This window comes from Haloarchaeobius amylolyticus (assembly GCF_026616195.1).
GTDB classification, from domain to species: domain Archaea; phylum Halobacteriota; class Halobacteria; order Halobacteriales; family Natrialbaceae; genus Haloarchaeobius; species Haloarchaeobius amylolyticus.
The window spans coordinates 1,616,882-1,629,194 of record NZ_JANHDH010000001.1 but is presented as its reverse complement, the minus strand read 5'-3'; the positions used below and the strand labels follow the sequence as shown (position 1 = coordinate 1,629,194).

The window sequence follows — 12,313 nt, the reverse complement described above, 5'->3', positions numbered from 1 at the left end:
CTCACCGCCTGGTGTCCTCGCCCGCGGGTGGATTCGGGCTGTCGACGAAGGTCGGCGTCCCGCTCAGGATGCCACGGAGGGCCGAGAGGGGTTCCCCCACCTTGATGCCGTGCTGGGTGATCTCGAACTCCCGCATCGTCCGCTCGAAGTCGCTCATCCGCTTCTTCAGGATGCCGATGGCCTTCCGGAGCTCGCCGTTCATCTCCAGGTAGCGGAGGAAGACGATGTTGTCCGCAAGGTAGCTGACGCCGCTGTTCGTCGGCTGGAACTCCCCCGTGACGCTCTCGGCGGTGTCGACCAGGATGACCGCGACGCCCATGTTCTTCAGGTAGCGACCGAGCGCGTTCAGCTCCCGTTCGAGGTCGCCCTCGTTCCCCTGGAGCGAGAGGCGGTACCCGTCGATGCCGTCTATCATGACTATCTTCGCGTCCTGCCGTTCGACCTCCTCGCGGACCATCGACGCGAACTCGGGTGGGCTCTTCTCGAGTGGTTCGACGGTCTCGACCGCCAGCGTGCCACGGTCGACCATCTCCTTGACGGGGATGTTCACGTTCTGTGAACGTTCGAGCAGCGTCTTCTCCGATTCCTCGAACTGGTAGACGATGGAGCGCTCGCCCCGCCCGGCGGCCTCCTTCATGAACTGGACGCCGAGCGTGGTCTTGCCGACCCCGGTCGGGCCGGACAGGATGGTCACCGTCCCCCGTTCGAGCCCACCGTGGAGGAGTTCGTCTATCTCGGGCACGCCGGAGGGGATCTTGTCGGTCGTGAACTCGCGACCGTGCGAACTCGGCGTCAGGACCGGGTAGACGACCATCCCGTCGCCGGTGATGCGCAGCGAGTGCGACCCGGAGTCGAAGTCGGAGCCGCGGAACTTCCTGACCGCGAGCGACCGGCCGCGCTCGCCGTGTCGCAGTTCGACCGTCCCGTCGCTGACGAACTGCAGGTCCTCGTCCGGACTCGTCTCGGTCGCCTGCGAGGTGAACACGACCGTCGCGTCCTGTGCCCGCACCAGCTGGACGAAGCCGTTGACCTGTTTGCGGAACTGGTAGTCGTCGGGAGCGAGGTTCCGGAGCTGCGTGAGCGGGTCGACGAACACCCGGTCGGGGTCGACGCGGCGGACCTCCTCCCCGATGCGGTCGACGACACCGGGCGATTCCACCTCGTCCGGCGCGAACACGTAGTACTGGTCGTTCTCGGTGAAGGCGTCGGCCGTCGGCGAGAGGTCGAGGAACTCGACCCCCGATAGGTCGAACCCGAGGGCGGCCGCGTTGGCCCGGATGTCCGCGGTCGACTCCTCCAGGTTGATGTAGAGACACGACTCGTCGGCCGCGAGGCCGGCGGTCAGGTAGTGCAGCCCGAGGATCGTCTTGCCAGTCCCGGGGCGGCCCGTGACCATGTAGCTCCGTTGCGGGATGAGGCCACCGTGGAGGACCTCGTCGAGCCCGTCGACGCCGGTGGTGATGCGGGAGCGGTCGTCCACCGTCACGGCTCTCTCCCGCCCGGCTGCCGTGGCCGATGGGTGCGAGTCGCCGACGGACGAGAGTCTGAGACCGTCACGCGGTCGGTCGGTGTGCCTGGCGAACTGTCGGCTCCGAATCGAACTCGCGAACGTTGCGACGACCGGCTGGCGCTCCTGTCGTGGGCGGACCGCTGGACAGGACGGGTGGGGGACGCGGACATGGTGATTTTCGATATGCAATACCGGACTCGACCGAGTAGTGGTTCTGCCTCACTCTATTGGGCCACTTCCGGCCCGACCTCAACGATTAGGGGGTGACAGTGTCGGGCTCTGGGTGGCGGTGGTATCGCCGGGTGACAGGCCCCTCGAAACCGCCCGTCGTCGCTCGATTCTCCAGTCGAGGGGACGAGGTCAGGGAATCACAGGAGAACGAGAGCAGGGGCTCGGGAGGTTGATTCCAGAGAAAGCCTAGGCCGGGATTTGAACCCGGGCTCTCGTCCTTACCAAGGACGCGCTTTACCGCTAAGCTACCCAGGCACCGTGTCGCGTTCGGCGCATTTCACAGTTGCTCGCTGGTATCTTTAAGGGCTTCGATTCGTCGTCACGAATCCGTCGCCGGCTGGCGGACGTGGTCGTCGGCGCCTGCCGCGTCGCCGGCGGTCGCGCCGGTCTGGAGTTCGGTCGGGCCCGGGAGGGACTCGGCCGCCCCGTCGAGGCCGATACCGGCGGCGACGGCGAGGTCGTCGACCTGCGCGAAGAGTTCGGTCGTGGGGGTGGCGTCGACGGCGGTGACGCCGGCGGTCGCGGCCAGCTCGAACACGTCGCGTTCGAGGGTCACGTCGAGGCCGGCGGTGTCGGCGTCGGGGGCGCGGCGGCTGGTCTGGTCGCGGCCGAACCGGCGGACGGTGGCGACCGCCTTGCTGGCGGCGTCGGTCCGGGCGAGCAGGTAGAAGCCGCGGGAGACGAGGACGGTCGCGGCGAGGGAGTCGAGGTTGGGCTGGGTATGGTCGTCGCTATCGGCCCAGGGTTCGTCGTGGGCGAGCGACCGGGTGAGTCGGAGCCCCTCGTAGATGAGCTGGACACCGGCGGCCCGCTGGGCGACGGACGTTGGGTCGACGGCGTCGTCAACGGCGCGGGCACAGCGAATCGTCAGCACTCCGGGTGCCATCGACGCCGACTCGAGGCGGGCCTCCAGGTCGTCCCGGAGGCGGTCCGGGTAGATGTCCTGGATGGCCTCGATGGCGGCACGGCGGCACGTAGCGGCCTCGTCCATTGGCAGTCGCTAGCGGTGGGAAAGGCAAAGACCTTTGGAAAACCCGACACACGCACTGACATGATTCGTACCGAGGTCACCGGGGACGTGACGACGGTCACGCTGGACCGGCCGTCGCGCCGGAACGCGCTGACGCGGGCGGGGCTCTCCGACCTGCAGGCCGCGGTCGAGGCCGCCGACACGCCGGTGGTCTACCTGACCGGCGCCGGTGGGGCGTTCTCCGCCGGGGCGGACTTCGACGAGGTGGCACAGCTCGACCACGATTCCGCCAGGGAGTTCGTCCGGCAGGGCCAGCGGGTCGCCCGGACCATCGAGACCGCCGAGAGCGTCGTCGTGGCGGGCATCGACGGCCCGGCTCGCGGTGGCGGGGTGGAACTCGCGCTGGCGTGCGACCTGCGGGTGGCGACCCCCGACGCGACGTTCGCCGAGACGGGCGTGCAACTCGGGCTGTTCGGGGCGTGGGGCGGCACGGTCAGGCTGCCCCGGGTGCTCGGCGAGGGCGAGGCGATGGACCTCGCGCTCTCCGGGCGGGTCGTGGACGCGGCCGAGGCGAAGCAGATGGGGCTGGTCTCGCGGGTGGTCGAGGACCCGCGGGCGGTCGCGGAGGCGGTCGCCGACACCAACCACGACGCGCTGGCGGTGCTGAAACGCCGGATGCGCGACGATGCGGACCGGCCGGTGCAGGAGGCGCGCGAGGCCGAGACCTTCGCCGACCTCGTCGTCGAGCACGCGGCCGAGCTGGAGCGGTAGCCCGCGCCGGACCGCCGATTGGACAGGCCTGTCCACTGGTGGGGCACCGGACGTTCAGGGAAGCATTCATATCGGTCCGATACTCCACTGGGCGTGTGTACGACTGCGACCACTGTGGGGGTTCCTTCGATGAGGAGGCGGCGTACCTGCGCCACCTCCGGGACGAACACCACGACGAACTGGGTCGGATCGAACGACGGCGGGTCGACGGCCTCGACGACGGGGGCGGCCCTCCGACCAGCACCATCGCGCTGGGGGTGGCCGGCGTCCTCTTCGCGCTCATCGTCGGCGGCCTGCTCGTGAGCCTCGGGAGCGGGAACTCCAGCGCCGGCGCGGCCACCACCTTCGTCGACGACAGCGTCCGCCAGCCCGCCAGCCTCGGGACGGTCCACGAGCACGGCCCGATGACGGTGACCGTCGACGGGCGGTCACTGGACTTCAGCCAGAACAAGTACCAGCTCCAGGACGACTTCTTCCACTACGAGAACGGCGACGGCAGTACGTGGCACGTCCACGGGCAGGGCGTCACGCTGGAGTACGCGCTGGAGTCGCTCGGGATGGGCGTGACCCAGAACGGCTTCGCCTTCGGTGACGAGGTCTACCGGGCGAGCGAGGGCTCGACGGTCGTCTACGAGGTGAACGGCCAGCCGGTCGACCCCGAGCGCTACGTCCTCCAGGACGGCGACCGGGTCCGGGTGGTCGCCGACGACCCGGTCGAGTCGAGCGACGAGTGAGGCGTCGTTCGCTTCGTCAGAGCCGCAGTTCCGACGGTGCGGGCGGCATGTTGCGCTTGTGCTCGCTCACCTCGTACAGCTCCCGCACGCGCTCGACGTCGGCCTCGTCGATGCCGAGCTCGCGCGCCGTCGCCGTGGTCGACGCCCCGCCCTCGATGTGGAGCGCGATGACCGCGTCGACCGTGTCGTAGCCGACGCCCATCTCCTGTTCGTCGGTCTGGTCCGCCCACAGCTCCGCGGTCGCCTCCTTCTCCGCGAGGTCGTCTGGTGCGCCGAGGTAGGCCGCGAGCTGGCGGACCTGCTGCTTGTAGAGGTTCCCGATGGGGTTGCAGTCGACCGCCTGGTCGCCGTACTTCGTGAAGTAGCCAGTCAGCGCCTCGGCCCTGTTCCCGGTCCCGAGGACCACGCGGCCCTCCTCGTTGGCGACGTAGTAGTTGACCACCCCGCGGACCCGCGCCCGCGCGTTGCCCACGGCCACGGTGTCGCCCTCGGCACCCGGAATCGCGTCGACCAGCGCGTCGACGATGGGCCCGATCTCGATGGTGTCGTACTCGATGCCGAGCGTCTCCGCCACTCGCTCGGCGTCGCTCATGTTCTCCTCGCTGGAGACCGTCGCCGGCAGCACCAGTCCGCGCACGTTCTCCTTCCCGAGGGCTTCGACGGCGAGGTAGGCCGTCGTCGTGCTGTCGACGCCCCCCGAGAGCCCGAGGACGGCGCCGTCGGCACCCGCTGCGTCGACTGTTTCCTGGATGAACGAGACGATGTGGTCGCGCTGGGCGGCCAGCTCTTCCTCCGAGAAGCGAAGGTCCAACATTAGGCGGGTCTTGCATCTGCACCCGTTAATACGTTGCTCGACGGGGTCGGAACCTGGACGTTCGTCCACCCGCGGCCGGCCGAGCCGGGGCCGCGCCGGTGGTCGATTCGGTTCGGGAAAACGCTACGTTGAAGTACGGTCGTGCAGAACGTTGAGATAGAACGTTACGGGAACACCGTTGTCCCCGCGCACGATGTGCGTGTGGGGCGGTGCGAACGGACGTGGCGGTCGAGCACCGTTGTCCCCGCGCACGATGTGCGTGTGGGGCGGTGCGAACGGACGTGGCGGTCGAGCACCGTTGTCCCCGCGCACGATGTGCGTGTGGGGCGGTGCGAACGGACGTAGCGGTCGAGCACCGTTGTCCCCACGAACGAAGTGAGTGGGGGCTCGGTGCGAACGAACGTAGTGAGTGAGCACCGTTGGTCCAGTGGTAGGACATTAGCTTCCCAAGCTAATAGCCCGGGTTCAATTCCCGGACGGTGCATTCCTGCGACGAACGACAGTGAGGAGCGGTAGCGCTGGGGAATCGGACCCTGCGAGTCGCAGCCTGCGACGCGGGGAGCAGGACCGTCTCGCTCTGGTTCGATTCCCGGACGGTGCATTCCTCCCGAAGTCGCCCGAGTAGTTCCGGGTGGGTGCCTGGGCCGACCTTTCACCGTCCAGCAGTAGCATCACCATACCCGTTCGCGCCACTGGATTACGGGTTCTCTACCGGCCGCGTAACGCACGATTAGCTATGATACTTCTGGCCGATTGACGGGATAGGGAGTTGGGAACTCGTGAGCTACGACGTCAGAACCGACGGGAGTGCATCGAGCGGGACCGCCATGGACCACCTCGAGGAGCTGCTTGGCATCTACGACGAGAGCGCCAGCGAGCGCTGGCCACAGCTGGCCAGGGGGTACGGTGAGAACGACTTCACCACGGTCCGTGCGTCGGTCGCGGGGGAGTGGCAGGCCATCGACCACGAGGACCTCCACGTCGACCCGGAGGACTGCCTCCGGCTCTGTGAGGAGTGAGCCATGCGGTTTCCGACGCTGGTCAGGCTCCTCGTCGGGGCGCTGGTCGTGGGTGGAAGCCTCGTGGCGGTGCTGGTGATGGCGAACGCGGAGTACCTGCTCTGGACGGCCGCGGTGTTGCTGGGCTGTCTCGCCGCGATGATGCTGGTTCTGGAGCCGGAGTTGCGCGGGTCGTACTACTGACGACGGGGGCTTCTCCGTCGGCGGGACAACCGTCTTGTCGCTGGTCCGAGTAGCGCCGGCCATGGTCCGGAAGGTGAACGACTCCGAGTGCGAGTGGACCGAGGTGACCGAGGGCGAGACGCGCTTCCGGCGCAAGCAACTGGGGGCGGCGGCCGACGCCGAGCAACTGGGCGCGAGCCTGTACGAACTGCCGGCGGGGAACCGCTCGTGGCCGTACCACTACCACACCGCGAACGAGGAGGCCATCTACGTCCTCGCCGGCTCGGGGACGCTCCGGGCGGCAGACGGGGAGCACCCCCTCGAGGCGGGTGATTTCGTGGCCCTGCCGACGGGCGAGGACGGCGCACATCGCGTCGTCAACACGGGCGAGGAGCCGCTTCGCTACCTCTGTGTGTCGACGATGCAGGAGCCGGACGTGACGGTGTATCCGGATTCGGAGAAGATCGGGGTCTTCGCCGGCTCGCCCCCCGGCGGGGAGTCGGGGGAGCGAACCGTGGCGGGCTACTATCCCAGCGAGGCGGCGGTGGACTACTGGGAGGGGGAGGAGCGGTAGTCGGACTCGGTGACCGAAACCGTCGTGTCGGACTCGATCCAGGCGTCGAGGTTCTCGCGGTCGTAGATGATGAGTCCGTTGACGGTCTCGCGGCCGACGTAGCGCTCTTCTTCGGTATCGGTCGTGTTCATTCGACTCGATACTGGCTTCTGCGCGGGCCGGTATATGTTTGCTGGCCAAGGTGGGCCAAAACGGCTAATAGGGGGGCTCTAACGGCCGAAACGGTTATGTGCCAGAGAGCGAGCCGGCGCAGTTCCGGCAGTACCGGAACGCGGCGTCCAGCTCGTTCGGCGTCCCGCAGTGCGGGCAGTGGCGCGTGTCGCCGTCGGTGGATTCCCGGCGCCGCGGCGCGGGTGCGCTCGTCACGCGCTCGTCGAACCCGACGCCGTCTCCCTCGGGGACGGCGCGGGAGGCCCCACTGTCGGTCTGGCGGCGGTAGTAGAGGTACACTGCCAGCTGGAGCGCCGCGAACACGAGCAGGTAGCCGATGGCCCAGTCCCAGACCTCTGCCATACTGTGGTATAGTATAGCACGACACTTCACTGTTGGCACTTCGGCGGCCGGATGACGAAATCCGTCAGAGTTAGGCGTCGTCGCCTGCAGGCACGCGTATGGAACGACGGTCCCGAATGCTCGCGGTCTGCGCCCTCCTCCTCCTCGTCACGGCGTATCTCGGCCTGCAGGCGGCGCTCGGCGCGCCCGCGGCCGCCGCGGCGCCGGCGGTGAACGACAGCAACGCGACGAACGAGACGGAGACGGTCCGCGAACAGCACGCCGGCAACACGCTCATCGGCATCCAGAGCTACGGCGACGCCTACGAGGGTCGCGCCATCGAGGTGACGCCCGACGGCGAGGTGGTCTGGGAGTACACGCCGGATAACTCCCGGGTGTTCGACGTCGAGATGCTGGAGAACGGGAACATCCTCGCCTCGGTCGCGACGAAGCGGCCGGCGAGCGCCTGCCCCGACGAGTTCGCGAAGGACGGCTGTGTCCACAACCGCGTCGTCGAGCTGGACTACGAGACCAAAGAGGAGGTCTGGAACCACTCGTGGTACGACGTCTACGTCCACAACCACGAGGTCCACGACGCCGACCGGCTCCCCAGCGGCGAGACCGCCATCATCGACATGGGGAACAACCGGGCGTTCACCGTGAACCAGGAGGGCGACATCACCTGGGAGTGGCACGCCCGTGAGCACCTCGGCGAGGGCACCGAGTTCGACGAGGAGTACGACAGCCCCGCGTACACCGGCCCGGAGAAGGACTGGACCCACATGAACGACATCGACCTGCTCCGGAACGGGAACTTCCAGATGAGCATCCGGAACTTCGACGTGGTCATCGAGGTGAACCGGACCACCAAGGACGTGGTGAACGTCGTCGGCGAACCCGGTGCGCACGACGACCTCTACGAGCAGCACAACCCGATGCGGCTCAACGGGACGGTGCTCGTGGCCGACAGCGAGAACGACCGGGTCGTCGAGTACGACGTCGAGACCGGCGAGAAGGTCTGGGAGTACAGCCAGGGCATCCTCTGGCCGCGCGACGCCGACCGCCTGGAGAACGGCCACACCCTCGTCGTGGACACGTTCAACAACCGCGTCATCGAGCTGAACAAGGAGGGCGAGGTCGTCTGGCAGTACGGTGGCGTCATGATGCCGTACGCGGCCGACCGGCTCGGCCAGCCCGAGGAGGGTGGCGTCGACGCGACGGGTGAGAACCTGACGAGCAAGGTCGAGGGCGAGGGCGTCGAGAAGCAGGTCGGCACCTACGTCGCCTGGGCCCGGTTCGTCTTCCCGGGCTGGGTCTCCTTCGAGGAGTTCGCGGCGGCCGCCCTCGGGGCGGTGCTGTCGCTCGTCCTCGTGTTCGACCTCGCGCTCCTCGGCGTGTCCCGGGCCCGGGCCCGGGCCCGCTGAGAACCTGCGTCGGCTGGGTCGGCTGTCTCTTCTGCGTTCGCGCTTACGGCGGTAGCACCCGGAACACGGCGTCGTCCGTCGGCTCCGGGTCGCCCTGCCCGTCCTGGTCGCTGGTCGTGAGGTAGAGGTGGCCGTCCGGGCCGGTGAACGTCGTCCGGATGCGCCCGAGGTCGCCGAAGAAGGACCCCTGCGAGACGGGTTCGCCGCCGTCGATGACGACCCGGCGCAGGTGCTCGCCGGTGAGCGCGCCGACGAAGAAGCTATCCTGCCAGCGCTCGATGCCGCCCCGGTAGTACGCCAGGCTCGCGGGCGAGATGCGGGCGTCCCAGGTCACCAGCGGGTCGACGGACTGGCTCGACTGGGCGGGGCCGGCGACGGCCGGCCAGCCGTAGTCGCCGCCCGGTTCGACCCGGTTGAGTTCGTCGTTCGCGTCGGGGCCGTGGTCGCAGACGTAGCACTCGCCGTCGACGAACGTGATGCCGAGTGGGTTCCGGAAGCCGTAGCTGTACACCGCGTTGTCGAACGGGTTGTCGGGGTGGGGGTCACCGTCGCGGGTGAGCCGGAGGACCTTGCCGGCAAGCGAGTCGGTGTCGCGGGCGCGCTCCGGCTCGCCCACGTCGCCGGTGGTCACGTAGAGTGCGTCCTCCGGGCCGATGGCGAGCCGGCCGCCGTTGTTGACCTCGGCCGCGGGGATCCTGTCGAAGAGGACGCCGGAGACGGCGAAGGCGCGGTCGACGGCGAGTTCGAGGACCCGGTTCCAGAGTCCGGACGCGCGCTGGTAGGTCTGGAACGCGAACGCGCGGGTCGGGTCGGCGGGGTCGAACGCCAGCCCGTGGAGGCCGGTCTCGCCCCGTTCGACGGTCTCGACGGTCAGGTCGCGGACCAGTCCCGCGTCGCGGCCGGTCGCCTGCTGGATGCGGCCGGGGCGTTCCGTGACGTAGAGTTCGCCGGTGCGCGGGTGGAAGGCGGCACCCCACGGCGTGTCCAGGCGCATCCGCACGCGCTCGAGGCGGAGCGGGCGCTCCTCGGTGGTCGTGTGCGTGCGCTCGTCGTCGTCGGGGCCCAGACAGCCCGCGCCGGCGACGGTGGGGAGGGTGGCGGTGGCGGCGAGGAACCGGCGGCGTCGCATGGTCGCGCGGTTCGGACCGACTGGGTAAAAATCTGTTACTTCGGGGGCGACAGGTCCCGCTCGAACTCGTCGAACACGTCGAGGTCCTCGGGGAGGTCGTAGGGGATCTCGCGCTCGGCCTGGCGGTTCACGTTGCCCTCGTCGACCGGCTCGGCCACGTCCTCCCAGCCGGGCTTGACCTTCACGCTCTTGGCGGGCTGGCCGACCGCGATGTGGTGGGCGGGGATGTCGGACTGGACGACCCCGCGGGCGCCGACGACCGCGTTCTCGCCGACCTTGCAGCCGGCGCGGACCATCACGTCGAAGGTGAGGCGCACGTCGTCCTCGACGATGGTGTGGAAGTTCTCGACGGCGGTCTGGTCGACGACGTCGTGGTCGTGGCTGTAGATGTGGACGCCGTCGGAGATGGAACAGCGGTCGCCGATGGTGAGCTTGCCGCGGTCGTCGAGGTGGACGTCGTCGTGGACGACCACGTTGTCGCCGATGGAGATGTTGTGCCCGTAGGTGAAGGTGATGCCCTTGAAGAAGCGGCAGTTCTCCCCGACCTCGTCGAAGAGGTGTTCGGCGAGCATCTGGCGGAAGCGCAGCGCGAACTCGACGTTGTCGGCCATCGGTGTCGCGTCGAACTGGCGCCAGAGCCACTGGAGGTGCTTCGAGCGCTCGAAGGCCTCCTCGTCCTTCTCGGCGTAGTACTCGGACTCGAGCGTGGTGTTACAGGGGTCGTACCCCTGCAGGCGGACCTGCTCGGCGGGCGAGACGTCCTCGCCGTTCTGCCAGCGCTCGTAGGCCTCGCGGTCGCCGTGGAGGTCCACGAGCACGTCCTCGACCACGCTGCAGGTGCTCTCGTCGGAGGAGAGGCGCTGGTCTACCTCCTCGATGAACGCACGGACGCCGGCCTCCGCGCTGTCCGGCAACGAGACGTGTCGCTTCGTCATGCACGGTCGTTCGACGCCGAGACTTATGGTGGTTCGGTTGTGCGAACCCTGTACCACCGGGCGCACGCCGTGCCGGCTTCCTGCGGTCACGGCGACCCCCAGGCACCATCTGCCGCAAATGGGTACGTCTATTCACTCGGAGTCGAGTAGTAGCTGTATGCACGACGAGACGCCCGGGTCCGACACCCCCGCCTGGACCCGCGAGCACGCAGCCGGTATCACGCGGCGCGACGACGCGACAGCCCCCGTCATCTACCCGCCGGAGACGAACACCGACCCCGACTACCACGTCTGGGACACCTGGCTGCTCCGCGAGCGCGACGGCAGCATCGCCACCCCCGGCGGTTACCGCGTCATCTTCTGTCTCTCCGCGCCCGCCGAGTTGCTCCCCGGCAAGCGCCACGACGTGGCGACCATCCGGTACTTCTACTCGACGGACGGCGAGGAGTGGTACCGCGGCGGCGTGGCGGTCGACCCCGACGCCGCCTTCGGCTCGCGCCAGTGGGCCGGCTCCGCGCTGCTGGACGACGACGGCACCTGCTACCTCTACTACACCGCGGCCGGGCAGTCCGGCGAGGAGGACCTGACCTACACCCAGCGCCTGGCCTGTGCCGCCGGCGGCACGGTCGAGACGGGCGGGCAGGGCCTCAGCCTCCAGGGGCCGTGGGAGCACGAGATCCTCGCCGAGCCCGACGGCGACTGGTACGAGACCGAGGACCAGTCCCGCGGGATGATCTACACCTTCCGGGACCCGTGGTTCTTCGAGGACCCCGCCGACGGGGAGACGTACCTCCTGTTCGAGGCGAACACGCCCGTCCCCGAGGGCTCACCGGCCTGCGGCGGCGACGCGGCCCAGCAGGAGTTCAACGGGAGCATCGGCATCGCGCACTCGCCCTCGGGCGACCCGACCGACTGGACCCTCCAGGGGCCCCTGCTCGACGCGGTGGGCGTCAACCAGGAACTGGAGCGCCCGCACATCGTGGTCGACGACGGGCGGTACTACCTGTTCACCGCGAGCCACGTCCACACGTTCGCGCCCGGCCTCTCCGGGTACGACGCCCTCTACGGCTTCGTCGCGGACGACCTGCGCGGGGACTACCAGCCCCTCAACGACTCCGGGCTGGTGCTGACGAACCCGAAGAACGCGCCGTTCCAGGCGTACTCGTGGATGGTGTACAAGCACCGGAACGAGCTGCTCGTGACGAGCTTCTTCAACTACTACGACTTCGACCGGCCCTCGCTGGACGACGTGGCCCTGCTCCCCGAGGACGAGCAGATGCGTCGCTTCGGCGGGACGCTCGCGCCGACGGTCCGGCTGGGCTTCGGCGACGGCGAGACGTGGCTCCGCGGCGTGCTGAAACACGGCCACCTGCCGACCGAGGACGAGGACTTACCGCCGGCGGACTTCGCGGAGCGGTACGGGACCCGGGACGCGGAGGAGTCGGGGTACCTGTATCGCTGAGGTGGAGTTCGTGGGTTCCCGGACGCTGGGTTGCTGTCGATGATCGCTGACCCGGGACTGGGGGCTGTCGACTGGCCGGCAGTGAC

Annotated in this window: 14 protein-coding genes and 2 tRNA genes; 8 read left to right on the top strand and 8 right to left on the bottom strand. The window is 68.7% G+C overall.

The window, feature by feature from the left end:
- Position 1: 1 nt before the first annotated feature.
- The 3 genes from NOV86_RS08440 to NOV86_RS08430 form a co-directional block, all read right to left on the bottom strand.
- Complete coding sequence (locus NOV86_RS08440; protein WP_267640900.1) at positions 2-1,486, bottom strand: ATPase domain-containing protein; 1,485 nt, start codon at positions 1,484-1,486, stop codon at positions 2-4.
- Between the two features lie 438 nt (positions 1,487-1,924).
- A tRNA-Thr gene (locus NOV86_RS08435) sits at positions 1,925-1,996 on the bottom strand.
- 64 nt (positions 1,997-2,060) lie between these two features.
- Positions 2,061-2,732 (bottom strand): DUF7114 family protein, encoded by a 672-nt coding sequence (locus NOV86_RS08430; protein WP_267640899.1) that lies wholly within the window; start codon positions 2,730-2,732, stop codon positions 2,061-2,063.
- A gap of 60 nt (positions 2,733-2,792) precedes the next feature.
- On the opposite strand from NOV86_RS08430, the gene NOV86_RS08425 reads away from it, so the two are divergent.
- Together NOV86_RS08425 and NOV86_RS08420 are read left to right on the top strand one after the other, a co-directional pair.
- Entirely contained in the window at positions 2,793-3,482 is a 690-nt protein-coding gene (locus NOV86_RS08425; RefSeq protein WP_267640898.1) for an enoyl-CoA hydratase/isomerase family protein, read from the top strand.
- A gap of 95 nt (positions 3,483-3,577) precedes the next feature.
- A complete protein-coding gene (locus NOV86_RS08420; RefSeq protein ID WP_267640897.1) occupies positions 3,578-4,216 on the top strand; it encodes an EGFR-like transmembrane domain-containing protein in 639 nt (212 codons plus the stop codon).
- Between the two features lie 16 nt (positions 4,217-4,232).
- On the opposite strand, the gene NOV86_RS08415 is transcribed toward NOV86_RS08420, so the two are convergent.
- Positions 4,233-5,030 (bottom strand): NAD+ synthase, encoded by a 798-nt coding sequence (locus tag NOV86_RS08415; RefSeq protein WP_267640896.1) that lies wholly within the window; start codon positions 5,028-5,030, stop codon positions 4,233-4,235.
- A 413-nt stretch (positions 5,031-5,443) separates the two neighbouring features.
- On the opposite strand from NOV86_RS08415, the gene NOV86_RS08410 reads away from it, so the two are divergent.
- From NOV86_RS08410 to NOV86_RS08395, 4 genes are all read left to right on the top strand, one after another.
- Positions 5,444-5,514: transfer RNA gene (locus NOV86_RS08410), tRNA-Gly, on the top strand.
- Between the two features lie 295 nt (positions 5,515-5,809).
- Complete coding sequence (locus NOV86_RS08405) at positions 5,810-6,049, top strand: hypothetical protein (RefSeq protein ID WP_267640895.1); 240 nt, start codon at positions 5,810-5,812, stop codon at positions 6,047-6,049.
- 3 nt (positions 6,050-6,052) lie between these two features.
- Positions 6,053-6,232 (top strand): hypothetical protein, encoded by a 180-nt coding sequence (locus tag NOV86_RS08400; RefSeq protein WP_267640894.1) that lies wholly within the window; start codon positions 6,053-6,055, stop codon positions 6,230-6,232.
- Positions 6,233-6,293: 61 nt separating this feature from the next.
- A complete protein-coding gene (locus tag NOV86_RS08395; RefSeq protein ID WP_267640893.1) occupies positions 6,294-6,785 on the top strand; it encodes a cupin domain-containing protein in 492 nt (163 codons plus the stop codon).
- On the opposite strand, the gene NOV86_RS08390 is transcribed toward NOV86_RS08395, so the two are convergent.
- On the bottom strand, positions 6,761-6,916 hold the full coding sequence (locus NOV86_RS08390) for a DUF7331 family protein (RefSeq protein WP_267640892.1): 156 nt from the start codon (positions 6,914-6,916) through the stop codon (positions 6,761-6,763). The two genes, NOV86_RS08395 and NOV86_RS08390, sit on opposite strands and share 25 nt — an antisense overlap.
- Positions 6,917-7,010: 94 nt before the next feature.
- Positions 7,011-7,298, bottom strand: a complete 288-nt coding sequence (locus NOV86_RS08385) for a DUF7577 domain-containing protein (RefSeq protein WP_267640891.1) — start codon at positions 7,296-7,298, stop codon at positions 7,011-7,013.
- 98 nt (positions 7,299-7,396) lie between these two features.
- Between NOV86_RS08385 and NOV86_RS08380 the strand changes: the two genes are divergently transcribed.
- Positions 7,397-8,701, top strand: coding sequence for an aryl-sulfate sulfotransferase (locus NOV86_RS08380; protein ID WP_267640890.1), 1,305 nt, complete (start codon positions 7,397-7,399; stop codon positions 8,699-8,701).
- 43 nt (positions 8,702-8,744) lie between these two features.
- Here the strand turns inward: NOV86_RS08380 and NOV86_RS08375 are convergent, their stop codons facing one another.
- Both NOV86_RS08375 and NOV86_RS08370 read right to left on the bottom strand, forming a co-directional pair.
- On the bottom strand, positions 8,745-9,830 hold the full coding sequence (locus NOV86_RS08375) for a PQQ-dependent sugar dehydrogenase (protein ID WP_267640889.1): 1,086 nt from the start codon (positions 9,828-9,830) through the stop codon (positions 8,745-8,747).
- A gap of 35 nt (positions 9,831-9,865) precedes the next feature.
- Complete coding sequence (locus NOV86_RS08370) at positions 9,866-10,765, bottom strand: acyltransferase (RefSeq protein WP_267640888.1); 900 nt, start codon at positions 10,763-10,765, stop codon at positions 9,866-9,868.
- Positions 10,766-10,922: 157 nt separating this feature from the next.
- On the opposite strand from NOV86_RS08370, the gene NOV86_RS08365 reads away from it, so the two are divergent.
- Entirely contained in the window at positions 10,923-12,227 is a 1,305-nt protein-coding gene (locus tag NOV86_RS08365; protein ID WP_267640887.1) for a glycoside hydrolase family 68 protein, read from the top strand.
- The last annotated feature ends 86 nt before the right edge of the window (positions 12,228-12,313 follow it).

Bases quoted from the DNA above. Each gene is read 5' to 3' on its own strand.
- NOV86_RS08385 (WP_267640891.1), bottom strand. From the start codon at position 7,298: ATGGCAGAGGTCTGGGACTGGGCCATCGGCTACCTGCTCGTGTTCGCG.
- NOV86_RS08370 (WP_267640888.1), bottom strand. From the start codon at position 10,765: ATGACGAAGCGACACGTCTCGTTGCCGGACAGCGCGGAGGCCGGCGTC.
- NOV86_RS08365 (WP_267640887.1), top strand. From the start codon at position 10,923: ATGCACGACGAGACGCCCGGGTCCGACACCCCCGCCTGGACCCGCGAG.
- NOV86_RS08415 (WP_267640896.1), bottom strand. From the start codon at position 5,030: ATGTTGGACCTTCGCTTCTCGGAGGAAGAGCTGGCCGCCCAGCGCGAC.
- NOV86_RS08425 (WP_267640898.1), top strand. From the start codon at position 2,793: ATGATTCGTACCGAGGTCACCGGGGACGTGACGACGGTCACGCTGGAC.
- NOV86_RS08400 (WP_267640894.1), top strand. From the start codon at position 6,053: ATGCGGTTTCCGACGCTGGTCAGGCTCCTCGTCGGGGCGCTGGTCGTG.
- NOV86_RS08430 (WP_267640899.1), bottom strand. From the start codon at position 2,732: ATGGACGAGGCCGCTACGTGCCGCCGTGCCGCCATCGAGGCCATCCAG.
- NOV86_RS08390 (WP_267640892.1), bottom strand. From the start codon at position 6,916: ATGAACACGACCGATACCGAAGAAGAGCGCTACGTCGGCCGCGAGACC.
- NOV86_RS08395 (WP_267640893.1), top strand. From the start codon at position 6,294: ATGGTCCGGAAGGTGAACGACTCCGAGTGCGAGTGGACCGAGGTGACC.
- NOV86_RS08380 (WP_267640890.1), top strand. From the start codon at position 7,397: ATGGAACGACGGTCCCGAATGCTCGCGGTCTGCGCCCTCCTCCTCCTC.
- NOV86_RS08375 (WP_267640889.1), bottom strand. From the start codon at position 9,830: ATGCGACGCCGCCGGTTCCTCGCCGCCACCGCCACCCTCCCCACCGTC.